Origin of the sequence: Peribacillus sp. NJ4, from assembly GCF_030348345.1 — a bacterium.
Lineage (GTDB): Bacteria > Bacillota > Bacilli > Bacillales > DSM-1321 > Peribacillus.
Map to the genome: position 1 here is coordinate 2457803 of NZ_JAUCFQ010000001.1, position 26677 is coordinate 2484479.

Below are 26677 nucleotides of genomic sequence, written 5' to 3' on the forward strand. Positions count from 1 at the left end.
TAGCTTTTTCATATTTTCCATTTAATCGAGCGCTCCTCTGGAATAACTAAAAGTCCAATTTCTCAATTTTAATGCTGAGAAATTGGGCTTTTTAATATTGTGATTTCCTGGTTAACGTGGTAAATCTGCATTTTCCTGAAGCTATCCCATTTAGTAAAAGAGACATAAGCTACAATTACGGGGGAGGGGGGGGTTTATAACCAAGCCTTTTTTAGGAGCTCCACGCCAAGCTGGATTTCCTCACAAGAAAGATTACTAAAACCAAGTTTAATAATGGGGTTATCGGTATTATTTTTAATAAAGTAGAGTGAGGTAGGATACACTTTAACACCATGAAATGAAGCTCGCTCTATTAGCCATTCTTCTGAACGTTTCAGATGTACTTTGATTAATAAATACAAACCGGACTGCTCACCAATAATTGATATATTTTGATCGAATTGCTTTTTTAATAATGATACCAAGAGCTGCATTTTTCGTTTATAAACAAGACGCATACGTTTAATATGACGATTCCATTCTCCTTCTTCCATAAATTTAGCCATTGTGAGTTGGCTTAGAAGTGAAGTGGTACTCTCGAAATGAAGAAATTGGTCTTTATAATGGTTTAAAAGTGGTTCTGGCAACACCATATAACTTAAACGAATTCCTGGAAGAAAGGACTTTGAGAAATTCCCTAGATAAATGACACTTGCAGAATCAATGGAAGCGAGAGCTGGAAATGGTTGTTGCGTATAGCGAAATTCACTATCATAATCGTCTTCGATAATATACCCTTGCATCTTGTTAGCCCAATGAATAAGCGTTTGCCGTTGTTGAATGGACATGCTTACCCCATATGGACTGTGATGGGAAGGCGTTACATAGATTAATCGTGATTTCATTTGTTCCAATTGTGAAAAATCAGCACCTGCTTCATAAACTGGTAAAGTTTCAATCGTAAAACAATGGAATTGAAAAGCTTCCCTAGCGCCATCATATCCAGGGTCTTCTACTGTAACGCTTGGAAAATCATTCTTCAGTATATGTCCAAGATTGACAAGCATTTGTTGGGTACTACTGCCGATAATAATGGCATTTGCATCTGTTTTCACCCCACGGGATTGGAGTAAGTATGTGGCAATTTGTTCACGTAGACACACCTCACCAAAGGGTTCCCCATATTTAAAGCTCTCCTGTAACGTTAATACGTGATTGGCAATCCTCCTCCAAATTTTAAGGGGGAAATGTGTTTGATCTACGGCACCTGCTCGGAAATCAATGAGGGTAGGTGTCACTGACTCTCTTTGCTTTTTATTATGAGGAATTAACTCTGCTTGGGATAAAAGTGGCTCTAATTCATTTGCAAAATAACCTTTTCTCCCTTCTCCACGAATATATCCTTCAGCTACAAGTTGATCATAAGCCATTAATGTCGTATTGCGACTTACTTGAAGAGAATCCGCAAGTTGACGAATGGAAGGCAATTGTTCATCAGCAAGTATGTCACCCCGATCAATATATAACTTAAACTGCTCGTAAATTTGTTTGTATTTGGAAGAATCATCCTTAAAAGCAAAAATGGTATTTATCATTTACGACCTCCTTTGACATGTTTGTTTATTTACAATTGTACCTTTTTATATGTCAGTTTGTATAATACTATATTTCTTAGATGACGTACTCGATTATTCAAGATAGAAATGAGAATAGAAAAAGTTGCTATGATCGTGAATAAATAATATTTACGAATCAATGTTTAAAAGTTTATATCAGTTGGAAAGGAGATTTTTTATGTATATCCCCAAGCAATTTGAAATAAAAGAATTAGCAGTAGCCTACGATGTAATACAGGAGAATGGTTTTGCAACATTGTGTTCAATGCATGAAGGCATACCTTTTGCTACACATTTACCACTGCTTTTGAATAAGGAGAAAAACTATTTGTATGGTCATTTTGCTCGTCCGAACCCTCAATGGAAAGATATTGAAAATCAAACAGTCTTAGCAGTTTTTCATGGTCCTCACTGTTATATCTCTTCCTCTTGGTATGAGACGAATCAAGCAGTACCAACATGGAATTATGTGACTGTTCATGTATACGGTGAAGCCGAACTTATTGAGGATGAACAGGAGTTAACGGATTCCTTGCATGACATGGTATTGAAGTATGAAGCCCCTGATAGCTCATACAAATTGCAAGATTTAGACGCTAATTTTCTCGCTGGAATGAACAAAGGAATTCAAGGCTTCAAAATAAAAATCAAAAAGATAGAGGGAAAAGCGAAGTTAAGTCAAAACCATTCAATACATCGACAAGAGCTAGTAATTAATCACCTGGAACAGATCCAATATACAGATGAGCAAAAAATTTCCTTTTTAATGAAGGAAAACCTAAAAAAATAACGTTGAATGTTACTGCACTAACGGGAGTGTTGATCCAATAAGGATTTACACTCTTTTTGTTTAACTTCTTTTTACTAATGGAGCAGATTTCAATAATAAGGAACACTTAGAACGTTTTTACACAAGTGCAGAGAAAATCTTAGCAGCAACGTTTTTTTTCACTATCAGGTTAATGGAAGAAAAATTGGAGCCTTTTTAAATAATGTTGCATGTTATTTCCATTAAGCTAGTCAAAATCTTAACAGATTTCTAAATGTTAAGCTGTATGAGTATTTTTAAAAAGATATGCATGCACTGGATTAATTTAATAATTGATATATAAAATATAACAAAAAATCACGGTCCCTTTATACGGATATAAAAGTCCAGAGTTATTCTTAATTTACATCTAGAGGGAGGGATCGGAAGTTGTCAAAATTTCAGGCCATATCTTCTTTGTTCATCTTGGTATTTATCATCATTTTTGTAACTTATAAAATCACAGCATTCTCATCCAATCATTCCACAACGAATCATTCCACATCAAACCGCTACATTCAAGTACAATTGTTAGGCGTTAATGATTTTCACGGCCAACTAAACAAATATCAAATGGTTTCAGGAACCATGGCAGGGGGTGCTGAATACCTGGCTGCCTATTTAAAAAAATATATACAAAAAAACCAAAATACACTACTTGTTCATGCTGGTGATATGGTAGGAGGAAGTCCTCCAATCTCTTCTCAATTTAAAGACGAACCCACGATTGAACTTTTAAACCTCCTGCACTTTGATGTCGGGACACCTGGAAATCATGAATTAGACCAAGGCGTAAATGAAATGAAACGTCTTATTTATGGAGGATTCAATAAAAAAACAGGTTATTTTCAAGGTGCCAATACTTCTTACATTTCTGCAAACATCATCGATAGAAAGTCGGGTACTCCCATGTTACCACCGTATGTTATTAAACAAATTGACGGAATTAATATTGGATTTATCGGTGTGGTCACAAAAGAGACCAATCTGTATGTGGCACCTGAAAATCGAAAAGAAGTAGAAATTACGGATGAAGTTTCAGCTATTAACGGAACCGTTAAGCATTTAAAGGAAAAAGGGATCAAAGTAATTGTTGTACTGGCACATGATTCAGCTCAATCAGATCAGACAGGAGCAAACTCCAGTGGAGTTTTAGTGGAGATGGCTCCAAAAATCGATGATGAGGTGGATGTCATTTTTGCCGGTCACAGCCATGAATATGCCAATACCGTTGTAGCCGGTAAACTGATCGTTCAAGCTTATTCTAATGGGAAAGCCTTTTCTCAAGTAAATCTTGAAATTGACCCACATACTAAAAATATTGTTAAGAAACAAGCAAAGGTTATTGTCACTTCACATCATCAAATAAAACCAGATAAAGAAACGGTTGCTCTTCTAAATAAATATAGAAAAAGATTGGGGAGCTACTTTAATCAGATAATAGGAGAAATGCCAGAAGAAATCACACGAAAACAAGATGCAAACGGTGAATCCCCATTAGCGAAAATGATTGCAGAATCTGAACGGGAAGCCATGGGGGTAGATATAGCTTTTGTCCATCAAGGCGAAATGCGGAAAAGTTTAAAAAAAGGGTATATCACTGTAGAAGAACTTTATACAGACATGCCTTTTGGTCATCGTGTCAGTAAGTTAATCTTAACAGGAGACCAAATAAAACTTGCTTTAGAACAGCAGTGGGCGAAAGATTATGAAAATAGGTTACAAACGGTTGGTTTAACGTATAATTGGGACCCCAATGCTCCAATTGGCAACCGCATTGTTGAGCTGAAAGACATGAAGGGTCAAGAGATTCAGCCAAACAACGAATATGAAGTAGCGGTTAGTAATTATTTAGCTTCAGGCGGTGATAACTTCACTGCATTTGAACAAGGTAGACTCGTGGAATCCGGTCCACAAGTTGTCACTGCACTTATACACTATATCCAACAGAAGTATCCCCACGAAATTTTTCTCCATTCATTGAAGAATGAAGGGGAAAAATACAAGGACTTGCATTAGTGGCAGCTCTTTTTCTTATAAAGCTAAAAGGGCAGGTTAGTTCAATAAGGAAAGTGGAAGGTAAATCCAATTAATAGTATAGTTATATGTACTAGATGCTTTTTGTGGTCTATTTCATGATCGAAGAAAAATTCACCTGAGGGGTATTGTACCAAATAATATACATTGCTTTTATTTTTCGAGAAAATAAAGGTACAATTAATACTTATAAAGTTTATTGATGATAAAAGATAATGAGGTAGGAAAAAATGATTGCAAAAACAGAAGAAGATTTTAATGGTTTGAAGGAAATTGGCAAAATTATTGCCTCCATTAGAGATGAATTGGTACAAAGAACAATTCCTGGCATAACGACCAAAGAACTTGATGATATAGCCGGAGAACTTTTAGAAAAAGCAGGTGCAGTTTCAGCTCCAAAAGGTGAATATGATTTTCCTGGCTATACTTGCATTAGTCTTAATGAAGAAGTGGCACATGGTATTCCGGGTCATCGGGTTATTCATGAAGGGGATCTAGTGAATATAGATGTATCTGCTTCAAAGAACGGTTATTTCGCAGATACAGGAATCTCATTTGTAGTAGGAGCAGGAGAAGAAGTATTAACGAAATTATGCGACGTTGCTAAAAAGGCATTTGAAGCAGGTCTTAAGAAAGCAAAACCCGGTTCCAAAAAAAGCAGAATCGGAAAAGCTGTATTTGAAACAGCGAGACAGCATGGATTCACTGTTATCAAAAACCTTACAGGACATGGTGTTGGACGTAGAATACACGAAGCACCTGACCATATTTTAAATTATAATGATCCATGGGATAATGAAATATTAAAGGAAGGGATGGTTATCGCATTCGAACCATTTATCTCAACCTTTGAGGAAGAAGTATTCCAAAAAGAAGACGGTTGGACCTATGCTACAGAAAAAAGCTATGTAGCTCAATTAGAACATACGATTATCCTTACTAAAAATGGTCCGATTATTGTCACACTTTAATTCAAGCAATGAAGTCTCTAAAATTATAAGCCCTTATTTAGACTTTGTGAATTGTGAATAAATGTACTTAAACTCCCTCAGATAGATATGTATATCTCTTAAATGCTCACTAATTCGCAGGATTTCATTACCCTTGGTATCCTAATATATGATTAATGAAGGAAACCCAAAGGGCATACTAAGATTATATTTAAAGTGGGAGGATATAAATTTGAGTCCAAAAGAGAATGCATTATCTATCTTCGCCTTAGGCGGCTTGAATGAAATCGGGAAAAATATGTATGCAATCGAATATTCAAACGATATCGTGATTATCGACTGTGGCAATAAGTTTCCAGGTGAAAGTTTATTAGGAATTGATTTGATTATCCCTGATATAGCTTACTTAGTAGAAAATAAAGATAAAGTCAGGGCTTTAATTGTCACACATGGACATGAAGATCATATCGGGGGGATCCCGTTCTTCTTAAAAAAATTAAATGTACCCGTTTATGCCACACGCTTCACACTAGGATTAATTGAAATCAAATTAAAAGAACATAAACTTCTAAGAGAAAGCGAACTTGTTGAAATCAACTCAAACTCAAACTTGAAAATCGGAGAAATGAGCGTAAGCTTTTTCAAAGTGACCCATAGTATTCCTGATTGCTTGGGAATGGTCTTTCACACACCAGAGGGTAATATTGTACATACGGGGGACTTCAAGTTTGATTTAACCCCTGCGAATAATGAGCATTCGGATATTCATAAAATGGCTGAAATCGGCAAAGAAGGGGTCTTGCTTCTTTTGTCTGAGAGTACCAATGCAGAACGTCCTGGTTTGACCCCATCGGAACAAATGGTAGGAGAACATGTGGAAACAACTTTCATGAAAGCCGAACGTAAAGTTATTCTTTCTGCCTTTGCTTCAAATATTAGTCGCGTTCAGCAAGTCGTGGATGCAGCGCAAAAAACAAATCGAAAACTTGCGTTGCTTGGACGAAGTATGGTTAAGGTCGTAGCGGTTGCTATGGAACGTGGTTATTTAACAGTTCCTGATGGAATGTTAATTGACCCACATGAAATCAATGAAATGGCTCCTGAAAAGGTAGCTATTTTATGCACGGGGAGTCAAGGAGAACCATTGGCTGCTCTTGCCCGCCTGTCCACTGGAAACTTTCGCGGTGTCGACATTTTACCTGAAGATACGGTTATCTTTGCAGCAGGTCCAATACCCGGGAATGAACGAAATGTCACGAGTATCGTAGACAACTTATTTGCACTTGGAGCCAAAGTGATTTATGGATCAGGAAGTACATCCGGAATGCATGTTTCCGGCCATGGTTATCAAGAAGATTTAAAACTAATGCTTACATTAATGAAACCAAAATATTTTATTCCCATTCACGGTGAATTTAGAATGTTACACCATCACCGTTTGTTAGCTGAATCCGTTGGAGTAGAGAAAGGAAACACGTTTATCATTAATAATGGCGATGTCGTCGATATTGAACATACCATTGCCCGTCAGACCCGGAAAATACCGGTTGGGAATACCTACGTAGACGGGGGGGATGTCGGTAATGTTGGGGAATTTGTGTTACGAGACCGCAAACAGCTTTCAGAGGATGGAATACTCATGATTGTTTTAACTATGAGTAAAGCGGAAGGAAAACTGATTTCTGAACCCGATACCATTTCTCGTGGATTTGTGGATAGAGATTTCTCGGAACTCCGAAGAGACGTTAATCGACTTACTACAAAAACTGTTAACGAGCTACAAGAAGCAAATAGAAACCAATGGAATGTAATGAAAAAACAAATAAAAAAATCAATACGACAATATGTATATACACATACTAAGAAAAAGCCAATGATCGTTCCTATACTTATTGAAATTTAATAGGGGGGAAGTTCTTAAAAAAATGAATTAATTGATCTTCAACAATCGGGCGCGATTCTTTAATAAGAGTCGCTTTTCTTAATGAACTAACGGGTGCTTTACTTCAATTAGAGAGTTGCTTTGGCAACTCTTTTTCTTATGGAACTATCGGGGCAGGTTACTTGAATGGGCACAATAGAATCACATTGTGTTGAATCCTCATCCATACGGATATTATAAGTTTTTGGGGGACAACACATTTATTAGTTTTTCAGAATAATAGGGCAAAAACATAATCTCTTTAAAATGCTGTGGCATAAAATGAAATAGAACAAAAGCAGTACAAGCCTTGTTCTTTCATATTAACTATCAAAGAGGTGAATTATAATGTCTTTTCCAAATATACCCAATATCACACCACTCATCTCAGTCACAACTGCACAAACAATTCCTTTGCTATTAGCTTCCGTGGCTTTTGAGGAGTTGGCTCTAGCTCATATCATGAATGCTGAAGCAGAAAAGCTGCAGCTCGTTTTAGGAACATTACCTGGCGGAACTCCGCTTTCTCCTCCAGTGGTTTCATTAACGGATCTTCTGGATGTTGATAGAAGTGTTCAAAGAACTCTTCGTGACGTCATCAAGAAAGAAATGTTGCTTGAGTTCAAATTTGAAAACATTCTAGATTTGATCGGACTTAATACGGTAACAACAGTTACCTTGGCTAGTGATGAATCTGATATAGGTACAACAAATTGCCCTCCTGATACTGTTATCTCCGCGACTCTTAGTGGGCAAGTGTTGGTGAATGGAAGTCCTCCTCCAGCAGGTACACCGGTTTTCTTTACAATCGATGATCCTACTCTTGGTACTATAACTCCTAACCCAGCATTTACAGATGCATCTGGCAATTTTTCGGCTACTTACAATAGTACTGCAGTAGCTGGGGTAGCAATGATTACCGCTACTGCTTTGGGACAAAACAGCAATACTGTTACTATTACTAGTCGTGATTGTGTGGGCCTATAACAGTTACCTTGAGTTCTCAGGCAACTATACCATGTACTCCGGGAACAGGTCCTAGTAGTACAATTCTTAGTGGGCAAGTGTTGGTGAATGGAAGTCCTCCTCCAGCAGGTACACCGGTTTTCTTTACAATCGATCCTGCTCTCGGTACTGTAACTCCGGCATCTACAGATGCATCTGGCTTTTATATGGCTACTTTCACTGTTACTACTGCTACACCTGGGACAGTGATGAGTACAGCTGCTGCCTTGGGAATTGACAGCAATACCGTTATTATTGACATTGAAAACTGCATAGGTTAACATAATACAAATTAAAGGTATGCTTTTCAGTGAGCATACCTTTAAATAATTTTTTTTATAGATCTTTTATTTAATAAAATACATTTTTCCATTTACTTCAATAGATACCGAAGACTGTTTCATTTCTTTTTTAAGATTTTTTGCATAAGCTACAACTTCATTAATTTTATTCTTATCTAACTTTTCAGTGAAGCTATAAACAATGGTTACTTTTTCTTTAACTAATTTTTCATTGTCTCCTATCCAAGCACCTGTTCCATCGTAAGAAGTAGCACCTCCAAACATATTAGAGAACTTCTCTAAAGACTGGTCAACATATTTGCTGTTATCAATAGGTTGATCAATATTGTAGGTAGATGGAACATAAATTTTTACAACATTGTCAAGATGGAATTGTCCTTTCAAAACATTTGATTGTTGTTCTTGAGTTGTTGATGTTTGTTTAGATGGGAGTTCAACATATACTGTATAAACAAATAACCCAATTAACATAAAGAATGCTAATACTTTAATTACTACTTTATTCTTCTTCAGTTTTATCACTTCCCCTTATTTAATAATTCCTACTCAAAAATAACAAATATAGGAAATTTATCTTTATAATACCAAAAAGGTATATTGACGTATATATACTTTTTTGTCGTTTTTTAGGTTACATATGGTATGCAAAGCTAGCTAAGATACACTCTTTAAGGAATCTATCAAAAATAAACCCCCTTGGTAGCCAAGTGGGTTTCTCATCTTCGAAATTATCGTTTATGCTGTAGCTTCGAAACAAAGTTTGATCATTTTTGTGTTCCTTAATCAACTAACGCACCCGTTAGCTTAAGTACAAATCTTCACAATCTTGTTTAGAAAATATAGAACATACGTAGGCCATTGTTAACCTTTTCCTCATTGGTAAGAAATTATCTACATATTTGAAATCCTGAATAAACAATAAAAAATAGAAACGCCAATCCTTTGATAGATATTGGAATGGCGTTAATTTGCATTATGGTAACTAAGTTTTACATATAACCGTTTGATCATTAAAGATGTAGTTTTAAAATAAAGTCGTACCGTTTTGAATAAAGTTTAATCGTTTATAAAAATGATAAACCGAAATCAATACTTGATTTTGGTTTTCCTTAATGAACTAACGGGGCAGTTTAGTTCATTAAGGTTTATGAATCCTACGATAACAAGATTTATTGCAGATACAATATTATTGAAGTTAAAATAACGGTTAATCCACTAACGATGTTGGTTCGATTTCTTTGAGGGGTGCCAACATCTCGGAAATTTTGTACGCTAAGCAAATTCTAACCTCAAAAACCGATTCCTTCTATTTATAAGGAATCGATTTTATTTTTCTTACTCAACAACTCACAGTTAGCCCATTATATATATTCTATTCCCTATCAAAAGAATCTCTTATTAAGTCTAGGAATAACTTCTTTATATTAGAAAGGTACTTATTATCCTTCTTTTGTATTATCCCAATAGGAATGAAAGGATTCTTCAATTCTAAGGGCACTTTAACGATATTATCAGAAAGCTTTGAAGATGATAAGACTACACCAATGGAAGGAAAGTTATGAATATATAAAGGTATGGATAGTATCTGACTAACTGTGTAATAAAAGGGTTTCGAATCTAAATGTGAAAGCTCTTCTTCAAACTTTGTATAGTATAAACAATTTTCCCCACCAATAAAAACAGGGTATTCAGTTATATCATGCAACGATTGGATGGTAATAGGATCTTGATAATATTTTTTGGAAAATATTACGGATATTTCTTCTTCATATAAATGGATGAATGAATATCCATTTTCTTTGTACGGTTTTCCACCTATTGCAAAGTCGATCATACCACTATCTAAAAGATTTATTAGAGTGTCTGTATTTCCTACAGTAATATTACAAGTCACATTAGGTTTTATTTCCCGAAACTGGCTTATAGTGGATGGCAAAACTGTTGCTGCTGTTTCAATTGCCCCGATATTTATTGTGCCAACTTCTTCTTTTTCTATTGCTTTTGATTGCTCTAAAACAAAATCCCAATGTTTAATCAGAGAATGAATCTCCTTAGCGAAAATTTCTCCGGATTCTGTTAATTTTGCTTCCCATCCTCGTTCGAATAACTTAAATCCAATTTCATTTTCTAGTTTTTGTATATGGCTCGTTATAGTTGATTGTGCATAGTTTAATTTTTGAGCTGCTTTTGAAAATGTCCCTTCCCTTAAAATTGCTTGGAATGTCTTAACTTCTTTTAAATCCATATCCAGTAATCTCCATTCGTTTTTATGAACTTTTCATTCGATTATTTCAATTATACAAATAACATTAGTGGAGGTAAAATTAACTTGTTATCAAAAGGAGGGGGAAAATGCCATTCGTTCAAATTAGTTATTTGGAAAATGAATATAATCACAAAGATTTACAGCAAATCAGTAGAAATGTTATGGCCGCACTTATTGAAGAATTTCATGTACCCAAAAAGGATTATTTTCAAATTTTCCAGTCGCATAAGGTGGATGAGTTTTATTTTGATCCGAATTATCTTATTAGTAGTAAAAGAACAAACCAACTGCTTTACATCTTAATCACATGCGGTCCAGGCAGATCTAAACAGCAAAAAGAATTACTGTATAAGAGTATTGCTAACAAATTGCACAATAATTGTAATGTAGTTAAAGAAAATGTATTTATAATTCTATCGGAAACAAATCTTGAAAACTGGTCATTTGGAGACGGAATTGCTCAAATGATTTAGTGTTTTAATATCATACTTAATAATCGAGAGGAGCAAGAGATATGAACAAACCCATTACTCCTACTGTAAGAAATTCATTAGGGCATTTTGCACCAGATTTTGTTAGATACTCTGAAGACATACTTTTCGGAGATTTATGGAGACGAGATAATTTAAATTTAAGAGACCGAAGCCTAATTACTGTTACAGCGCTAGTAACTGGAGAAAGCCTAAATCAGCTTCCATATCATTTAGAACTTGCGAAACAAAACGGTCTAACAGAGGAGGAACTTATAGAGACTATTACTCATTTAAGTTTTTACGTTGGATGGCCGCGATCCGCATCAGCATTAGAAGTAGCTAAGGAAACATTCGGAAGAGGAAAGTAGTAAACCGTATGAACGGCTAAGAAGGTAATAAATCAATTTCGTTTCAAGTGATTACCTCCTTTTTCTTTAATTGAGTAAATTTTACCAGACTCTAAAGAAGAAGTAACCAACTCTCTAGATTTTGAGGTCTCGATTGACCTTAATAAACTAACAGGTGCATTAGCTGAAGATTGGGCAGTCTTTTAGGCAGCTTATTCTTATGGAACTAACGGGGCAGTTTAGTTGTCTAAGCATATTAATAATAAAGGGACAGTACCTATTTTTCATGGTATTGTCTCTTTATCCCTGTGTAAGTTATTTTTTCAAACCAGCTGCAAAGAAGGGACCATTAACTGTAATGGTTGAAAGGATACGAGCCATTTCTTGAGGGGATTCTTTCCTGCCACTATCCAACCATTGTTGAATTACTCCTATATGTGCAGATGCAACGTAAGAAGCAAAATATTGTCCTGGAACAAGTAAATTTTCCTCCTTAATAAGTGCGTTTGGATTATTTCCAAACAGTGTTTTCCACATAAATTCTTTCAGTCTTGTTTGAAATGATAAATCTCCTTTTGGACCTAACACAGCTTTCATAAATCCACTATTTTCATTAAAATACTCAAATATTGAAACTGAGAGTGTAAATGGTGCTAAAGTTGGAGAGTCGGTTCCAAGTGCGGCAATAACACCTGGAAAGTTCTGTTTTGCAATTCTGGACATTTCAAGCATGATTTCTTCTTCGTATTTAGTCATTAAATCAAATTTGTCTTGATAGTGTGCATAAAATGTGCCTCTATTAATTTTTGCTCTGGTTGTTATGTCTTTAACCGTAATTGCTTTGAACCCTTTTTCATCGATTAATTCTACTAGTGCATTTCGGATGGACTCTTTTGTCCGAATGATCCGTAAATCCGTATTACTATCTAGCAAGTTAATTCCTCCTTGATTTTATCCAACACATTTATAAAAGGTGTTCCGTAACCAACACATGTGACATTTTTGATTATTGAAACAGAACTAGTCCCCAAATTATAATTTGAATGTAGTAAATAAAACAACAGGTTGTTCTTTATTATAAACCCAAACCAAGGAGGGGCAAAATATGTTTAAAAATAAACTGGTATTGGTTTCACCTATCATCGCATTTGCAGTTATTTTTATTTTTTCACTGACATTATTTCCATCGGTTCAATCACAACCGAAAAATCTGCCGATTGCAATCGTAAATGAGGATGAAGGAGTGGAAATTCCTAATCAACCAAAGATGAACATGGGGCAAACGATTGTTGAAATGATACAAAAGTCTTCAGCATCAACAAAGGATAAAGACCCTACTGTAAAATGGGTGGAAGTAGACAGTATTGAGGCAGTCCAAAAAGGTTTAGATAATCAAAAGTATTACGCGGCTTTAGTTATTCCCAAAGATTTTAGTCCAAAGCAAGCATCATTACGGACATCAGCACCTTCTGCACCTGAAGTACAAATATTTATTAATCAGGGAATGAATACGGCTGCTTCAACGATGGCAGGACAGGTCTTGAATGGAGTAGTTGACAACATGAACAACACTGTCCGAAAACAACTACTTGATGGTTTTGAAAAACAAGGAGCAACATTGACTGCAAAACAGGCAGCAAGCCTTGCAGTTCCAATCGCTAAGAAAGTCACAAATGTCAATGAAATCGGCATGAATAGTGCGAATGGAAATGCTCCTGTTTCCTTATTCCAGCCATTATGGATGGCTAGTTTGGCAAGTGCTGCGATAATCTTTATTTCCATTAGCAAAATGCCGATCCGCACTAGAAAAGAAAACCTTGTCACAAGGATAGGGCAAATTATTATGGGTGCGGTTGTAGCTCTGGTAATTGGATTTGGCATAACCTGGATAGCAGATGGTATGGTTGGTTTAAATATCCCGAATTTCATGGATACGGCTTTATTTTTATCAATTACATCCTTTAGCTTTTTTCTAATGATATTAGCTGTACTTTCACTATTGGGGCTTAAAGGTATGCCTATTTTTATCTTAATGCTTTTCTTTGGTGCACCATTGCTTGCAATGGCTCCAGAAATGATGTCTCCATTTTATCACGATTGGGTTTATTCTTGGTTGCCAATGCGATTTATGGTAGAAGGGCTTCGAGGATTTTTCTTCTTTGGGGAAGGCTTAACCTGGAATACGCCTGTTTCTGTTCTTGTTTGGATTGGATTAGTAAGCATGATTGTGATACTGAGTACTGCTTTAAAACGCAATGGAGTGAAGGAAGTAGTATCGGATTCTCGAAATATATAAAACATGGATACAACGTTGGTCAATTTACTGCCATGTTTACCAAAAGAGTCGTTTCTCTTATAGGGAAAACGACTCTTTTTATTGATCATGTGAAAAAATGTACTTAAACAAACGGGTGCGTTAGCTGAAGATAGGAGCTGTATTTAAGGCAGCCTTTTTCATTTACTCTTAAGTACTACACAATAATATCTACTACCTATTGTTTATTTTTTTACCCTAATTCCAGAAAAATCTATTAGGGACCTATAAGAAGTAGAGTATATGTGGTTCGAAAAAAAGAAACTATTTTAGGATGATCCATAGTCCATAGCCTTAACACCTTTCGGGAACGTTAGGGATATTTTAGTTATTTTGTATTTTATGCACACTTTATGCACAAATTTGTAATGATAATGTAAAATTAGGTAAATATGTGTGTCACTTAAAGATGATAAACTTATAAAAAAGAGATTTTATCGGGGGAGAAAATGAAAAAAATTATAGCATCTTTTGTAGTGTCTGGTTTGTTACTATCAAATCCGTTGGTTAGTAATGCTGCATTGGGCGATCGTACATTAAAAAGTGGAATGACTCATACAGAAGTAAAACAATTACAAGAGGTTCTAAAGAAAAAAGCATATTTTAAGAGTAATAATACAACTACATATTTTGGGACCGTTACTAAAAGTGCAGTCGTAAAGTTCCAAAAAAGTAAAGGCTTAAAAGCTGATGGTATTGTAGGTCCGAATACATATAAAGCTTTGGGGGTGAAAAAGCAGACATCCAACGTAGCTAATATAAATAAAACAAGCAATAAATCTTCTGCGATAGTGAATGAAGCAAAAAAACATTTGAATGTACGGTATGTATGGGGTGGAACTACACCAAAAGGTTTTGATTGCAGCGGATTCCTAAAATACGCTTTCGATAAAGGTGCAGATGTCACTTTACCAAGAACGGTATCGGAAATCTATAAAAAGGGGACAAAGGTGTCCAAACCAAAAGTTGGAGATTTGGTCTTTTATGAAACCTATAAACCTGGTGCCTCACATGCTGGTATTTATATAGGTGGAAATCAATTCATACACAGCTCCTCATCAAATGGTGTAAGCATTTCCTCTATGGATAATAGTTATTGGAAGAAAAGATATTTAGGAGCAAAAAGAATGTAAATGAACTTTTTAAAAGCGCGTCCAGGGAGACCCCGCAGGCGCAAAGGCGCCGAGGAGGCTCCCGGACCGCCCGCGGAAAGCGAGTGCCTGGAGCGGAAATTAACGTCTAAATTGTACACCCATAAAAAAACTGTAGGCAAACTCGATTTTCATCGAGTTTGCCTACAGTCTGAGGTAAGAGCGCTAATATGCTCTTACCTTTTTTGAATCGTGTATGTTTTAAGAAAAGGTCGGATCAGTTTACCTGGCCTTTTGTAATTAACAAATATGTTCATCATACTCGGTTTTCAAGAAATTTAACAAATTTTGTTTTTGGTGGGAATAATGAAAACAATTAAAGTAAAAGGAAAAGTCGTCAAAAAAGAGTGGATTTTTATCCTCGAAGCCATAAGTATTTAAAAAATCCGAAATTATTTTTTCTTGATCCACTAAGTCGAACAATCCGGATACATAAAATTGATAACTGAATTTATCATATAAAAAAAGGTATCCTGTATCCTCAAAAATATTTTTCACTGTATGACCATCCAATTCTAACTCACTCCTTCCTTACCAATATACCTTTTTAACCATGAAATTATTCAGTACCCATCTTTCAGGGAATATTATTATATTTATTGCAGAGTGTTTTTTATACCTTCAATGCATTGGATGAATGAAACAAATGCAGGTAGGGAGAATCAGGAACCAAAAAAAAGCACATCCAATAAGGATGTGCTTTCATAAATCTTATTTGTACATTTCAGCCACTTGTTTTTGTAATTGGCTATTTTCAAGGTATTCATCATAGCTAATTTGCTTATCAACTGTACCTTTTGGTGTAAGTTCAATGATTCGATTCGCTATAGTTTGGATGAACTGATGATCATGAGAAGAGAAGATCATCGATCCTTTAAAGCTGATCAAACCGTTGTTCAATGCCGTAATTGACTCTAAGTCTAGATGGTTAGTAGGTTCATCAAGCATTAGCACGTTCGAACCGCTTAACATCATTTTAGAAAGCATACAGCGGACTTTTTCGCCCCCTGAAAGAACACTTGCCTTTTTCGTGACTTCATCGCCAGAGAATAACATTCTGCCCAAGAAACCGCGCAGGAAGCTTTCGCTCTGGTCATTAGGAGAATATTGACGGAGCCAATCGACAAGAGTTAAATCGACACCTTCAAAGAACTCGGCATTATCTTTAGGGAAGTATGCCTGAGAGGTCGTAACGCCCCATTTGAATGAGCCGCTATCCGGTTCAATTTCACCTGCCAAGATTTTGAACATTGTTGTTTTGGCAATCTCATCTTTACCGACAAAAGCGATCTTGTCACCCTTATTCATTGTGAAGCTGACATTATCCAATATTTTTATGCCATCGATCGTTTTCGAGATTCCATCTACACGAAGGAGGTCATTCCCGATTTCACGCTCAGGTGAAAAGCCGACATATGGATAGCGGCGAGAAGAAGGCTGTATGTCATCCAAGCTGATTTTGTCCAATAATTTCTTACGGGATGTCGCCTGGCTTGATTTGGATGCATTGGCACTGAATCGAGCGATGAAATTTTGAAGCTCTTTGATTTTTTCTTCTTTTTTCTTGTTGGCATCTTGAGTCAATTTAAGGGCAAGCTGGCTTGATTCATACCAGAAGTCATAGTTACCGATATAAACTTTGATTTTACCGAAATCGAGATCCGCAATATGTGTACAAACTTTGTTAAGGAAGTAACGGTCATGGGAAACTACGATAACTGTGTTTTCAAAGTTGATCAAGAACTCTTCCAGCCATTTGATCGCTTTTAAGTCCAAGTGGTTGGTAGGCTCATCCAGTAATAGAACATCCGGCTTACCGAATAGTGCCTGGGCAAGCAATACTTTAACTTTGTCGCCACCGTTCAATTCTGCCATTTTCTTTGTATGCAGGTCTTCTGCAATACCAAGGCCTTTTAAGAGAATGGAGGCTTCAGGTTCAGCTTCCCAACCATTTAATTCGGCAAATTCACCTTCAAGTTCGGCCGCTTTCATTCCGTCTTCGTCCGTGAAGTTTTCTTTCATATAGATGGCATCTTTTTCTTGCATGACTTCATATAATCTCTCGTGTCCCATAATGACAACTTTAAGGACCTCTTCTTCTTCAAAAGCGAAGTGATCTTGTTTTAGAACGGCAAGGCGTTCACCAGGCCCCATATGGACATCACCGGATTGTGCTTCAATTTCACCGGAAAGGATTTTTAGGAACGTGGATTTACCCGCACCATTTGCACCTATCAGACCGTAGCAGTTACCAGGTGTGAATTTTATATTAACATCTTCAAACAGTTTACGATCGCCATAACGTAAACCAACATTATTTACTGTAATCATTTATTTACATTCCTCCAAAATACTTTTGTTTCAACGTGTCCAACACTTTGTTTCACTAGTTTTACGCTGATTCACACAAACAGCAGTTTATGTCCATTAATTTTTAAACTATGCCGCTCGTTAAATTGTATCTTATTTCTTAGGAAAATTAAAGTTAGATTAGTAAAAACAAACGTTTATAAGCAAAAATTACACAGGTATTTAATTTTGATGAAAAATTATCTCCTCTAATCTAAGTTTTAATTTTTTGTCGAACAAAATTTACGGGTAAAAAGACTTATTACGCATTAACTTTTTAATTGGTAATATAGGTAAGTGTAACTAATATAACAGGAGGAACACATATGAGCGATTCTGTAGGTTTTTGGAAACGTCTTTTCGCAGGATTTTTGGATGGCATAATTGTATCAGCACCATTAGCGATAATTTTCGGGCTGATTACAGGTGATTGGGAAAATGAAAATTTTTCAACGTTTTTTAACTTTCTCTACATGATGATTGTCCCGATACTATGGTATGGCTATACAGTGGGTAAAAGGATTGTGGGTATACGCATAGTAAGGTTAGACGGTAAAAAATTAGGCATAGGCACAATGCTATTGAGGTATTTAGTTGCTGCTTTAGTTTATGCCATTACATTAGGGATAGGGTTTATTGTTAGTGCATTCATGGTTGGCATAAGAAAAGATCATAGAGCCATACATGATTTCATAGCTGGTACATACGTGACATCAAATAAACCATGAATAATTGATAAGCAGTTTAATAACTGCTTTTTTTTATGCCAAATTACAAATTCAAACGGAAAAAGGAAATTCATCAAATTCAGAAAGTTAAATGGAAGCGGGATTTACTGAATACTGCATTGGTGCTAATAACATGATAAAGAATGAATATTATATTGGAAACCACGGTAGAATATCTAGCCTTATAAAACATAATGGCAGTTAAGTGTTTTTAATGACATTGGAATGGAAACAGAAAAAATGCTGTAATTGCATGGCTTAGGCAGAGAGGTATTCAGGTAGCGTTCATGGGTTTGTAAATGTGAAGAACCAAAAAGCACTTAACCTATTATGGTCAAGTGCTTTGTTTATTCAAAACTTCTTTATTTTGATTAATGATGATTTTATTTCTTAAAATCATTTCCTTATTATTAAGACCAACATTTAGTTCTTTAGTATTATTCACCTTTTCTAGCAGTGATACAACAGATATTTCTAATAATTCAGGGATGGACATATTTGTTTTAGATGATAAAACTTCAAGTTCATGGATTAATTTAGGGGATAGCATTGGTTGTCTTTCATTTATTTCCATGACAGTACCCACTTTCTCAGAAAAATAATTAATTGTAATTTAAGTATATATGTAAGATTTCCATAGAAACATTAAATTAGCGTTTTTTATGTTAAGAATTGATGACAATTGTAGAAGAAAGGCATAACCAGGCATTTTGAATGTTCCTGCATAAGTCAACATACTATAGCTAAATCCAATCTGGAATATATAGTGTATTCTTCGAATTATATGAAATATTAGGGAAGGTAAATTACAACTATATAATTCTATGTCTCCAGATTTGTCAACCATTGGCTTTTCTGATAGTATAAATGTCCATTTCGTCTTAGCATCGGCATTTTAATAAGTTTGATAAATACACAAGGAAGGGGAAGTGATTTTATTGGGTAATCACCCTGATTTCGAACATGAACGACAGCGGCTGGATTTTACCAAACGTTATATGGATGTAGTCATCAAAACATCAGAAACAAGCAAAGATCAATTTCAGCGGAATATGCAAGAAGCTTTTGGAGATGCCGATTGGTCTGAATCCGCCTTATATTCTCAGTTGCTGACTACAGCCAACTTTTTTGAAATGTCCAAAACTGAACTTGAAAGTTTACGCAAAGCCAGTAAAAAGCCTTACTTTGCAAGAGTGGATTTTGAAAGGAATGATGGTGAAAGTGGCGAAGTGCTTTATTTCGGAAAAACATCCCTTTATCAGAGGGAAAGCCAGGAACAGATCATCGTCGATTGGCGATCACCAATTGCAAACCTTTATTATGAGGGGCGGATTGGTGAAATTGAATATGAAGCGGAAGGGGAAACATTTTGCGGGAACATCACTTTAAAGAGGCAACTAATGATAGAAGAAGGTGTCTTGGAAGAGGTAAGGGATATTGATTTAACAACAACGGATGAATTGTTGCAGGAATCCCTTTCTAAAAGTTCCAGTAATCGATTGACAGATATCATTACCACGATTCAGGAAGAACAAAATAAAATCATTCGTGCAGATTTGAACAAGCCAATCATAGTCCAGGGCGCAGCTGGCAGTGGTAAAACAACAATTGCTTTACATAGAATCTCATATTTCATTTACCATTATAAAGACTTGTTCGATCCGCGACAATTAATGATTCTTGCACCGAGCAGGGTGTTCATTGATTACATATCTGAAGCATTACCAGAATTGGGTGTTGAAAAAGTAAAACAATTCACATTTTCCGAATATGTTCAAGTAGCGATAGGTAAGCAAGTGAAGCTTGTAGCGGATGATAAATTAACCCGATTGCTGGAAAAGGATGATGAAGAAATAAAAACCGCTGTCTGGATATCAGGTCTAAAGGGCTCCCCTGCATTTAAATATATTTTGGACGAATATGTAAAGGATATTTTCCAGGGGTTTCATCCGGATACAGATTTTTATTGTGATAAATATCGCCTCTATTCGGCTAAGAAGTTCATAAGGTTATTGGAAGAGGATTATTGGTATTTACCGTTATATAGCAGGCTGGACAAACTGAAGGCCATTTTACAAAATGAAGTGAAATTGAAAAAGAAAATAATGCTTGAACGTGCTGTTGGTTTTTATGAGGCCAAAATCGAGAAGGCTCTCTATAAGAATATCGATCCAGTCGTACGTAAGGAATTTGTTACAAAATGCCTCGATAAAAAAGAAGAAAGGATCGGGCAGATCAAAAAGGCGGTCCGTTCTTCCGTAAAAGGCTATTTTAAGCAATTCAAAAAGAAGGATCTTCTCCAATACTATCAGGAATTATATCAAGATCCGGAGCGGCTCGCCTCGTACAGTAACGGTAAACTTACTGTTGAAGATGCCAATGCTTTATGTGAGTATAATCAAAAACATTTTTCTGATAAATGTTACGAAATGGAGGACTTAGGTGCATTATTATACCTTCAGGAGCGGCTTTTTGGTGTCGACAAAGAAAACAAAGCAAAAAATGTCGTCATTGATGAGGCTCAGGATTATAGTTTCATGCAGTTACAGGCACTCAAAACCGCAGTGGATACTGACATGTTCACACTCGTAGGTGACCTTGCACAAGGCATCCATTCATATCGCGGACTTCAGACATGGGAGGAAGTTCACCATCGTATTTTCCCGCGGGCTACGTATACTGAATTACAAAAAAGTTATAGAACCACTGTTGAAATAATGAAACAAGCTAACCGCATTCTTCAGTTGTTAACATACGATTTCCCGGAAGTTGAACCTGTAGTCCGTCATGGCCGGAATCCGGAATTCATTTCCATAGAAAAGGAAGGCTGGGAAGAAAAACTGATCGAACTTATTGAAGGGCTTAAAAGGGAAGGTTTCAAAACGTTTGCCGTCATTGCAAAAACGATGAAAGATTGCAAACTGGCAAACGAGAAACTTAGTGGATTCCATCAAGGCTTTCATTTAATAAATGAGGCGGGAAACATCCCCAAGGATAAGACGTTAATTGTTCCTTCTTATCAAGCCAAAGGTCTGGAATTCGATGTCGTATTTGCAATATCCCTGGAAGAAGCATATTGCCGTGAAAATGAGCTTGATATCAAACTGCTATATGTAACAATGACAAGGCCATTGCACCGGCTTTATTTTTTAGGTAATGAGAAAAATGCTTTCCTTATCGAGACATGAGAGGAGGGTAAATGTAACCATCCTCCAGGTTACGCTCACAAATGAAAAAGGATATCCTGAATATCTTTCCACCCAAAACCGACTTCGATGAGCTCGATGCCAGCCATTCTAACGGTTTTTTCAGCAATGACTCGACCGCCGAGCGCCTTGTAAAAACCGCATGAAGGATTATCCTTCAATGCCCAGATTATTAAATTCTTATGTTCCATTTTAATGAGCTCATGTATGACCGCTTTTATCATTTTTCGGCCAAATCCCTGTCGTTGATATTCTTTTAAAAAATAGACAGCATATACTTCCCCTTGAATATGCGGATCATTCGTTTGTTCAGGCCCTGCGGCAGCGAAACCGATGATTTCCCCATTGGCATTTTCCGCAACAAAGGTGGCATTATGCAGCATCTTTAAATTTCTTTGCCAATTTTTCTTTCTGGCTTCCAGATTCAAGGAAGACAAGTATTGATCCGGGAGAATCCCTTTATATGTCGTTTGCCAGCTGTTTATATGTACATTTGCTATTCCATTTACATCTTCTTCTCTCGCTTTCCTGATTTTCATCAAAAACACCTTCTTTTTTTGTGGTTTTCCCTAGAATATCATGGGAAAAGTGAATAAGCATTTTATTTATGTTTATAACTGCATTAGAAAGGATAAGAAATAAAAGAGAGATTCAACCAGATGAAGGGAAGGATGAGAAGGATGAAATTGAAAGTTGGTTTTTATTTTCCGGGCGGCAAAGAATTAGAGCATGAGGTAGAGGGCGATGACTCCACTCAAATGATTTCAAATATTCAAAAGCACCGTTATTATAATATGGTTAAAGGCGATTGCCATTATGTTGTAGATACGGAAAAAGCAGCTTATTTTTCTGTAACGGAAATAATGGATTGAGAATGAACCGCATTGGACTTTTGTTCCATTGCGGTTTATTCTTTTTGATGTAAGGAAACCGGAAAAGGAGTTAATGGACAATGAAGATCAATTTTACCAAGAAACAATATGAAACATTATTCAAAATGGTTCAGTACGGATATTGGGTTGCTTCCGATACTGAAAATAATAAAGAATTCAGTGAGATGGAACAGTATCTTAATTCCTTTGCCAAAGATTTCGGCATGGAAGGAGTACAGTATGTGAAGGAATATGAAATATATGATTTAAGCAGGGAACTGGAGGATCAACTGCATGAAGTCATAGATGAGTATGAAGAAGGCGTGTTCAGGGATAAGCTGGCCTATCATATGGCAAGAAAAGAATTTGCCGAGGAATCGGATAACCATGAATATAATCAGGAGAAAGCATTTAAACGTATCATGGAGCTTGAAGAAAAATATCATCTTCATATTGAAAAAGAAGGGTTACAGAAATTGAAAATAGAAGAATAAGAAGATAGAGGACTTTATCTGTCCTCTTCTTCTTATTTAGGTAAAATAAATCACGAGTTGGCATGGACTATTTCGCAGAAGTTTTATTCACCAGGATTTTGGCCTAATTTTTCAACTGTGTATTGGTAAAATGCCATTAGGTCACTTTGTGATGCAAAACCTGCTTGTGCTGTCTGTTCGTTCCCTCCGCCTTTCCCATTATAAGAACTGAGTTCTGCTTTAAAATATTGTCCACAATGTAAGGGGAAGGACCCATTGTGCGAAAGAATAACCTTTTGCTCCTTACGTGATGCTAATAATACGATGACCTTTTCCTTTTTTACAATCGTACCTGAAAGGTAAAGCAGTTCTTTCATTGAGCTATCTTCGAAAATATGAGAGATGAATCCCCCTACATTTTCAGCAAGCAGGGTGTCAGCAAGATACTTGGCATTTTCAAGTTTTAAGTTTTCATTTGCCGATAGCAGCTGCTTGTAGTCATTTTCCAGTTTCTCCACCCTATTAAGTATCTCTGTACGTCCGGTATTGAATTTAGTCGATAAGGCTGAAAGAATTCCAAGACTCTCGGAAAAATCGTCCAACGCCCTGAAGCCACACTTAAAATAGAGGCGGGTATGTTCTTTCTGCTTCTCCGTTTTGAAAATTTTTATTAAGCCAATCTCCCCGGTTCTTTCTACATGGGTTCCACCGCAAGGGTTATACTCAATTCCTTCTATTTCAACAATACGGATATTCTCAGACACTTTAGGCATTTTGACGACAGGAAGTGTCTGTAATTGCTCTTTTGTCACGTAATATATCAGTATTTCTCGATTCTCAATGATATATTGATTAACTTGCTTTTCAACTGCAGCCGTATGTACTTCAGTCCATTTAGATCCGGATGTAATATCGATCGTTAAATATTCCTTTCCAAGATGAAAGCTGACCGTATTAGCGTCAAACAATTCCCGACAGACTGCAGAGAGTAAATGCTGGCCGCTATGCTGTTGCATATGATCGAAACGGCGGGACCAATCAATTTCACAGTGAACCATCTCTGAACCTGGCCGTTTTTCAGTCTTATGAAGAATCCTTCCATCATTGCTTTTTATAACGTCAAGAACGGTGATTCCTTCTATTTTTCCAGTATCTGCAGGCTGGCCGCCCCCTTCGGGATAAAAGGCGGTTTCTTCAAGAGTGATGTAGTAAAAGCCATTTTCTTCAAAGGTCTCCCGGATTTGGGTTTCCCATTGGGAAGTCTTGGTGGACGTATAATACAATTTTTTTGTCATGAGTGATTTCTTTTTCCTTTCAGTTAATCGTTAAATTATATCATCGAAATACCTAAGATTGAAATTGCAGGATCAGAAGATCGGTCAGGTAGATAAGTATCGATCGCACTTGATGAAAGGGAAAAGGGAATCTCCTTGGGAGCTAAGATTATTTATTTAAACCATATAAACCGAGCCAATTATCCAAAGTGATCATGCATAGTAATGGTAAACAAGGAAAGATTCTGGTTCCTCAGGCTTTAGATGAAGACGGCAAGGGTGAAAAATAAAAAACCGTAATAGGTATACAGAACAAGAAAAAAATGATAAATTCAAATATGATGGTAAAATAAATAATTGGGTACAATTGTAGGTAAAGGTAAGTCACAGGAGGATTTAAATACATGCAAAAAATTCAGGCCGGTTTGGCTGTAGAGTTAGAAGTGGAACGTAAGGCTGATTTCGGATGGTTTTTAACTGACGGTTCAGAAGATGTCTTACTTCATCATAATGAAATGAATGAAGGAACGGAACTTGAACTTGGAGATGAAGTAACTGTCTTCATCTACCATGATAAACAAGCAAGGCTAACAGCGACAATGAAGATCCCCGAAATTCAGATTGATCAGTATGGCTGGGCGGAAGTTGTCAATGTGAAAAGGAAACTTGGTGTTTTTGTGAACATCGGCCTTTCCAAAGATATTCTTGTATCTCTGGACGACCTTCCGAATATTGATCGTTTATGGCCTGAGGTTGGTGACCGTCTATATGTATCCCTAAAGACAGATCGTAATGACCGTCTGTTTGGTAAACTTGCAACGGAAGATGTAATCCAGGAGATTGCAGTAAAAGCTCCTTTAAAAGGAGTCCGTAACACCACTGTTAAGGGAAATGTCTATCGTTTGCTTATGGTTGGGTCTTTCTTTGTTTCCCAAGAAGGATACCGCTGTTTCATTCACGAAAGTGAACGCAAGGAGGAGCCCCGCCTTGGTGAATTAGTTGAAGGGCGCGTCATTGATAGTAAAGAAGATGGAACGCTTAACGTTTCTTTAATTCCCTTTAAACAAGATTTAATGGGGGAAGATGCTGATGTCATCTTCACTTATTTAATGAATCGTGGCGGTGCCATGCCATATGGCGACAAAACGCCACCTGATGATATCCAGTTTAACTTCGGTTTAAGCAAGGGAGCGTTCAAACGTGCTCTGGGCAAACTGATGAAAGAAGAAAAGGTTTACCAGGAAGATGGATGGACATATTCCTCAGACCGTAAATGAAAAAAGCAGCGGATTTTTATCCGCTGCTTTTTTCATGTGGTTTCATTAAAAAAACTTCTTTTTACCTTTTTCTTCTTTTAAAATCTCCACAGCTTCCCTGAACCTCATCGAATGGATAATTTCCCTCTCACGCAAAAACCTGAGTGAATCATTGATATCAGGATCATCCGAGATGTCGATCAACCACTGATAGGTTGCTCTGGCCTTCTCTTCAGCGGCGATGTCTTCATATAAATCTGCAATGGGATCGCCTTTGGCTTGGATATATGTGGCAGTAAATGGATTTCCTGCCGCGTCATGATAAAAAAGGGCACTATCATGATTGGCATAATGGTCACCTAGCCCGGCTGCAACCATCTGCTGAGGGGTGGCGTCTTTTGTAAGCTTATAAATCATCGTGGCGATCATTTCCAGATGGGCAAATTCTTCCGTTCCGATATCCGTCAGCAGGCCAATCACTTTATCAGGAATTGTATATCGTTGATTTAAGTATCGGAGTGCTGCAGCCAACTCACCATCAGCACCCCCGTATTGTTCTATTAAATATTTTGCCAATCGAGGATTACAGTCTCTTACTTTAACTGGATATTGCAGTTTCTTTTCATAAACCCACATAGTTATCTCTCCTTATACCTGCCATGGCCAAGGGCCTTGGCCCCATTCCCATTTATTTTCACCGCCTGGACTGTTTCCAAAACCCAATAACGGACCATATTTAGGCTCAAAAACCGATTTCAATTGTTTGGAGTATTCATGAAATTGATTGAATTGCTGTAATGCTTGCTGATCGTTAGGATGTGTATCCAAATAAAGAGTCAACTCGACAAGTACGAAATCCGCAGCCTGTATTTGTTCAAGCAACTGATAATATTCATCATCCAGTTTCTGATTCATTTATGTCTCCCTTTCCCGATATGGATTATCATAAAAATCATAAAAGAATTTCCAAAGTGTACCGTATTTCAAAGCTTCCTCAGGTGTGAACTGCTCCAAATTCGGCGGTTGAAAATTAATATACAAATTAGGAGGTGTCCTGTAGTACTTCCTCCCAATCGGCGGGCAAGGATCGAATTTACTATGGAAAGGTTTATATGACTTAACTAAGGTAAAAGTCTTTTCGCGCGTCAAAAAAATACCTCCTTTGTAAAGATATAGCCTCTAATTATTATGATTAGGCAATACATAATATGACTCAACTGGTTGGGAAAGGAAAGAGGTAGGAAATAATATATTTTCAGAATATTAAAATAACTTGTTATAGTGCCGTTATCTTCCTGTGATGTTTGTCATCTATTCTTTATCTGTTTGTTCTTTGTATAGAAAAAAGTT

General features: G+C 36.6%; 26 protein-coding genes. 15 read left to right on the top strand and 11 right to left on the bottom strand.

The features are described 5' to 3' along the window. Nucleotides 1-194: 194 nt before the first annotated feature. On the bottom strand, nt 195-1574 hold the full coding sequence (gene pdxR / locus QUF94_RS12360) for a MocR-like pyridoxine biosynthesis transcription factor PdxR (protein ID WP_289316116.1): 1380 nt from the start codon (nt 1572-1574) through the stop codon (nt 195-197). Nucleotides 1575-1773: 199 nt separating this feature from the next. Here pdxR and QUF94_RS12365 point away from each other — a divergent pair, with 199 nt between their 5' ends. The 6 genes from QUF94_RS12365 (at nt 1774) to QUF94_RS12390 (ending at nt 8597) form a co-directional block, all read left to right on the top strand. Next, nucleotides 1774-2385, top strand: coding sequence for an FMN-binding negative transcriptional regulator (locus QUF94_RS12365; RefSeq protein ID WP_289318360.1), 612 nt, complete (start codon nt 1774-1776; stop codon nt 2383-2385). Nucleotides 2386-2793: 408 nt separating this feature from the next. Continuing rightward, nucleotides 2794-4422 carry a bifunctional metallophosphatase/5'-nucleotidase gene (locus QUF94_RS12370; RefSeq protein ID WP_289316117.1) on the top strand — a complete coding sequence of 543 codons (1629 nt, stop codon included), beginning with the start codon at nt 2794-2796 and terminating at the stop codon, nt 4420-4422. Nucleotides 4423-4670: 248 nt separating this feature from the next. Beyond that, complete coding sequence (map, locus tag QUF94_RS12375; RefSeq protein WP_289316118.1) at nt 4671-5411, top strand: type I methionyl aminopeptidase; 741 nt, start codon at nt 4671-4673, stop codon at nt 5409-5411. Between the two features lie 211 nt (nt 5412-5622). Further along, entirely contained in the window at nt 5623-7293 is a 1671-nt protein-coding gene (locus QUF94_RS12380; protein ID WP_289316119.1) for a ribonuclease J, read from the top strand. Nucleotides 7294-7659: 366 nt separating this feature from the next. Then, nucleotides 7660-8298, top strand: coding sequence for an alpha-helical endospore appendage domain-containing protein (locus QUF94_RS28790; protein ID WP_353957754.1), 639 nt, complete (start codon nt 7660-7662; stop codon nt 8296-8298). A gap of 83 nt (nt 8299-8381) precedes the next feature. Then, a complete protein-coding gene (locus QUF94_RS12390; protein WP_289316120.1) occupies nt 8382-8597 on the top strand; it encodes a hypothetical protein in 216 nt (71 codons plus the stop codon). Nucleotides 8598-8663: 66 nt separating this feature from the next. On the opposite strand, the gene QUF94_RS12395 is transcribed toward QUF94_RS12390, so the two are convergent. Then, the gene (locus tag QUF94_RS12395; RefSeq protein WP_289316121.1) at nt 8664-9140 is read right to left on the bottom strand and encodes a DUF3574 domain-containing protein; all 477 of its coding nucleotides are present in this window, start codon (nt 9138-9140) and stop codon (nt 8664-8666) included. 850 nt (nt 9141-9990) lie between these two features. Further along, nucleotides 9991-10863, bottom strand: a complete 873-nt coding sequence (locus QUF94_RS12400; protein ID WP_264639613.1) for a LysR family transcriptional regulator — start codon at nt 10861-10863, stop codon at nt 9991-9993. A 107-nt stretch (nt 10864-10970) separates the two neighbouring features. On the opposite strand from QUF94_RS12400, the gene QUF94_RS12405 reads away from it, so the two are divergent. Both QUF94_RS12405 and QUF94_RS12410 read left to right on the top strand, forming a co-directional pair. Next, a complete protein-coding gene (locus QUF94_RS12405; protein WP_289316122.1) occupies nt 10971-11357 on the top strand; it encodes a tautomerase family protein in 387 nt (128 codons plus the stop codon). Between the two features lie 41 nt (nt 11358-11398). Continuing rightward, nucleotides 11399-11725, top strand: a complete 327-nt coding sequence (locus QUF94_RS12410; RefSeq protein WP_289316123.1) for a carboxymuconolactone decarboxylase family protein — start codon at nt 11399-11401, stop codon at nt 11723-11725. Nucleotides 11726-12019: 294 nt separating this feature from the next. Here QUF94_RS12410 and QUF94_RS12415 read toward each other — a convergent pair whose 3' ends face one another. After that, a complete protein-coding gene (locus QUF94_RS12415; protein ID WP_289316124.1) occupies nt 12020-12637 on the bottom strand; it encodes a TetR/AcrR family transcriptional regulator in 618 nt (205 codons plus the stop codon). A gap of 172 nt (nt 12638-12809) precedes the next feature. Here QUF94_RS12415 and QUF94_RS12420 point away from each other — a divergent pair, with 172 nt between their 5' ends. Together QUF94_RS12420 and QUF94_RS12425 are read left to right on the top strand one after the other, a co-directional pair. Beyond that, nucleotides 12810-14000, top strand: a complete 1191-nt coding sequence (locus tag QUF94_RS12420; RefSeq protein WP_289316125.1) for a YhgE/Pip domain-containing protein — start codon at nt 12810-12812, stop codon at nt 13998-14000. Nucleotides 14001-14467: 467 nt separating this feature from the next. Next, nucleotides 14468-15151, top strand: a complete 684-nt coding sequence (locus tag QUF94_RS12425) for a C40 family peptidase (RefSeq protein ID WP_289316126.1) — start codon at nt 14468-14470, stop codon at nt 15149-15151. Between the two features lie 729 nt (nt 15152-15880). Here the strand turns inward: QUF94_RS12425 and QUF94_RS12430 are convergent. Beyond that, entirely contained in the window at nt 15881-17500 is a 1620-nt protein-coding gene (locus tag QUF94_RS12430; protein ID WP_289316127.1) for an ABC-F family ATP-binding cassette domain-containing protein, read from the bottom strand. A gap of 344 nt (nt 17501-17844) precedes the next feature. On the opposite strand from QUF94_RS12430, the gene QUF94_RS12435 reads away from it, so the two are divergent. After that, nucleotides 17845-18246, top strand: coding sequence for an RDD family protein (locus QUF94_RS12435; protein WP_289316128.1), 402 nt, complete (start codon nt 17845-17847; stop codon nt 18244-18246). Nucleotides 18247-18580: 334 nt separating this feature from the next. Here QUF94_RS12435 and QUF94_RS12440 read toward each other — a convergent pair whose 3' ends face one another. Then, on the bottom strand, nt 18581-18820 hold the full coding sequence (locus tag QUF94_RS12440; RefSeq protein WP_289316129.1) for a hypothetical protein: 240 nt from the start codon (nt 18818-18820) through the stop codon (nt 18581-18583). A gap of 355 nt (nt 18821-19175) precedes the next feature. Here QUF94_RS12440 and QUF94_RS12445 point away from each other — a divergent pair, with 355 nt between their 5' ends. Then, nucleotides 19176-21434 (top strand): HelD family protein, encoded by a 2259-nt coding sequence (locus tag QUF94_RS12445; RefSeq protein ID WP_289316130.1) that lies wholly within the window; start codon nt 19176-19178, stop codon nt 21432-21434. Nucleotides 21435-21469: 35 nt separating this feature from the next. On the opposite strand, the gene QUF94_RS12450 is transcribed toward QUF94_RS12445, so the two are convergent. Next, nucleotides 21470-21991: a GNAT family N-acetyltransferase gene (locus QUF94_RS12450; RefSeq protein WP_289316131.1), complete on the bottom strand. Its 522-nt coding sequence runs from the start codon at nt 21989-21991 to the stop codon at nt 21470-21472. 141 nt (nt 21992-22132) lie between these two features. Between QUF94_RS12450 and QUF94_RS12455 the strand changes: the two genes are divergently transcribed. Then, nucleotides 22133-22324: a hypothetical protein gene (locus QUF94_RS12455; RefSeq protein WP_289316132.1), complete on the top strand. Its 192-nt coding sequence runs from the start codon at nt 22133-22135 to the stop codon at nt 22322-22324. 80 nt (nt 22325-22404) lie between these two features. Next, entirely contained in the window at nt 22405-22818 is a 414-nt protein-coding gene (locus tag QUF94_RS12460) for a hypothetical protein (protein WP_289316133.1), read from the top strand. Nucleotides 22819-22901: 83 nt separating this feature from the next. Here QUF94_RS12460 and QUF94_RS12465 read toward each other — a convergent pair whose 3' ends face one another. After that, nucleotides 22902-24092: an alanyl-tRNA editing protein gene (locus QUF94_RS12465; RefSeq protein ID WP_289316134.1), complete on the bottom strand. Its 1191-nt coding sequence runs from the start codon at nt 24090-24092 to the stop codon at nt 22902-22904. A gap of 383 nt (nt 24093-24475) precedes the next feature. Here QUF94_RS12465 and QUF94_RS12470 point away from each other — a divergent pair, with 383 nt between their 5' ends. Further along, nucleotides 24476-25348 carry a CvfB family protein gene (locus QUF94_RS12470; RefSeq protein WP_289316135.1) on the top strand — a complete coding sequence of 291 codons (873 nt, stop codon included), beginning with the start codon at nt 24476-24478 and terminating at the stop codon, nt 25346-25348. A gap of 45 nt (nt 25349-25393) precedes the next feature. Here QUF94_RS12470 and cotJC read toward each other — a convergent pair whose 3' ends face one another. Genes cotJC through QUF94_RS12485 form a run of 3 tightly spaced genes read right to left on the bottom strand, consistent with a single transcriptional unit; the run spans nt 25394 to nt 26476 of the window. Beyond that, a complete protein-coding gene (cotJC, locus tag QUF94_RS12475) occupies nt 25394-25963 on the bottom strand; it encodes a spore coat protein CotJC (RefSeq protein ID WP_289316136.1) in 570 nt (189 codons plus the stop codon). A gap of 12 nt (nt 25964-25975) precedes the next feature. Next, nucleotides 25976-26242, bottom strand: coding sequence for a spore coat protein CotJB (locus QUF94_RS12480; RefSeq protein ID WP_289316137.1), 267 nt, complete (start codon nt 26240-26242; stop codon nt 25976-25978). Next, nucleotides 26243-26476: a spore coat associated protein CotJA gene (locus QUF94_RS12485; protein ID WP_063234475.1), complete on the bottom strand. Its 234-nt coding sequence runs from the start codon at nt 26474-26476 to the stop codon at nt 26243-26245. Nucleotides 26477-26677 lie beyond the last annotated feature (201 nt).

Coding starts and splice junctions, on each gene's coding strand:
- pdxR (WP_289316116.1), bottom strand. CDS start 1,574: ATGATAAATACCATTTTTGCTTTTAAGGATGATTCTTCCAAATACAAA.
- QUF94_RS12365 (WP_289318360.1), top strand. CDS start 1,774: ATGTATATCCCCAAGCAATTTGAAATAAAAGAATTAGCAGTAGCCTAC.
- map (WP_289316118.1), top strand. CDS start 4,671: ATGATTGCAAAAACAGAAGAAGATTTTAATGGTTTGAAGGAAATTGGC.
- QUF94_RS28790 (WP_353957754.1), top strand. CDS start 7,660: ATGTCTTTTCCAAATATACCCAATATCACACCACTCATCTCAGTCACA.
- QUF94_RS12400 (WP_264639613.1), bottom strand. CDS start 10,863: ATGGATTTAAAAGAAGTTAAGACATTCCAAGCAATTTTAAGGGAAGGG.
- QUF94_RS12405 (WP_289316122.1), top strand. CDS start 10,971: ATGCCATTCGTTCAAATTAGTTATTTGGAAAATGAATATAATCACAAA.
- QUF94_RS12410 (WP_289316123.1), top strand. CDS start 11,399: ATGAACAAACCCATTACTCCTACTGTAAGAAATTCATTAGGGCATTTT.
- QUF94_RS12420 (WP_289316125.1), top strand. CDS start 12,810: ATGTTTAAAAATAAACTGGTATTGGTTTCACCTATCATCGCATTTGCA.
- QUF94_RS12425 (WP_289316126.1), top strand. CDS start 14,468: ATGAAAAAAATTATAGCATCTTTTGTAGTGTCTGGTTTGTTACTATCA.
- QUF94_RS12430 (WP_289316127.1), bottom strand. CDS start 17,500: ATGATTACAGTAAATAATGTTGGTTTACGTTATGGCGATCGTAAACTG.
- QUF94_RS12435 (WP_289316128.1), top strand. CDS start 17,845: ATGAGCGATTCTGTAGGTTTTTGGAAACGTCTTTTCGCAGGATTTTTG.
- QUF94_RS12440 (WP_289316129.1), bottom strand. CDS start 18,820: ATGGAAATAAATGAAAGACAACCAATGCTATCCCCTAAATTAATCCAT.
- QUF94_RS12450 (WP_289316131.1), bottom strand. CDS start 21,991: ATGAAAATCAGGAAAGCGAGAGAAGAAGATGTAAATGGAATAGCAAAT.
- QUF94_RS12455 (WP_289316132.1), top strand. CDS start 22,133: ATGAAATTGAAAGTTGGTTTTTATTTTCCGGGCGGCAAAGAATTAGAG.
- QUF94_RS12460 (WP_289316133.1), top strand. CDS start 22,405: ATGAAGATCAATTTTACCAAGAAACAATATGAAACATTATTCAAAATG.
- QUF94_RS12465 (WP_289316134.1), bottom strand. CDS start 24,092: ATGACAAAAAAATTGTATTATACGTCCACCAAGACTTCCCAATGGGAA.
- QUF94_RS12470 (WP_289316135.1), top strand. CDS start 24,476: ATGCAAAAAATTCAGGCCGGTTTGGCTGTAGAGTTAGAAGTGGAACGT.
- cotJC (WP_289316136.1), bottom strand. CDS start 25,963: ATGTGGGTTTATGAAAAGAAACTGCAATATCCAGTTAAAGTAAGAGAC.
- QUF94_RS12480 (WP_289316137.1), bottom strand. CDS start 26,242: ATGAATCAGAAACTGGATGATGAATATTATCAGTTGCTTGAACAAATA.